The sequence below is a fragment of the Ralstonia sp. TCR112 genome (assembly GCF_007997035.1).
GTDB classification, from domain to species: Bacteria; Pseudomonadota; Gammaproteobacteria; order Burkholderiales; family Burkholderiaceae; genus Ralstonia; species Ralstonia edaphi.
On record NZ_VOSS01000144.1, the window covers coordinates 1 to 794 of the forward strand.

Sequence of the window (794 nt, forward strand, 5' to 3'; positions counted from 1 at the left end):
CGGCGAAACGAGAAACGGGGGAGGGGGGAAAGGTCGAGCGAACGCTCGGGGAAACAGATTGGCTGCCATCTTAGCACAACGCTGGCGAGCTTCCAGGCGGAAGTGCGCCAGCGTGTGTGGGGGGCAACGCGAAGGGTCGCCCGCAGCCGAAAGCGGCTTACAGGTGGCTGTCCAGGAATGCGGTCAGTTGCGACTTGGACAGCGCGCCGACCTTCTGAGCGGCCACAGCGCCATTCTTGAACAGAATCAGCGTCGGGATGCCGCGAATGCCGAACTTGGCCGGCACGCCCTGGTTCTCATCGACGTTGATCTTGGCGATCTGCACTTTCTCGCCGTAGTCCTTGGAAACTTCGTCCAGGATCGGGGCGATCATTTTGCAGGGACCGCACCATTCGGCCCAGAAATCGACCAGCACGGGTTTGTCGGACTTGAGCACGTCTGCCTCGAAGGACGCGTCGCTCACATACTTGATCTGTTCGCTCATGGCGGGAACCTCTGTTATTTCGTAAAAGCTGGCGACGTGCGCCGAACCCATACATTACACGATTACACGAACCAGCGTGTATTGGGACCACTGTCGGCGCGGGTGCTGCTGATATAGTACCGAGGCCCCCATTTTCAACCGATTTGACCGTTGATTGTGGCTATCGCATCGATAGCTGCAGGTCTTCGCTTTCCGGTATATCGCCATATTCCACGCATGCAGACGCTTGCCTTCGCGCCCGGCCCAGCATTCCTTTCCCGTGCCGCCGACGCTGCATGGCGCTTTCTGGATGCGCACGCGCAAACCGCCG

At 59.6% G+C, this 794-nt stretch carries 1 protein-coding gene; it reads right to left on the reverse strand.

What is annotated here, in order from left to right:
* Positions 1–157: 157 nt before the first annotated feature.
* Entirely contained in the window at positions 158–484 is a 327-nt protein-coding gene (trxA, locus tag FUT88_RS24375; protein ID WP_004626253.1) for a thioredoxin TrxA, read from the reverse strand.
* Between the last annotated feature and the right edge of the window lie 310 nt (positions 485–794).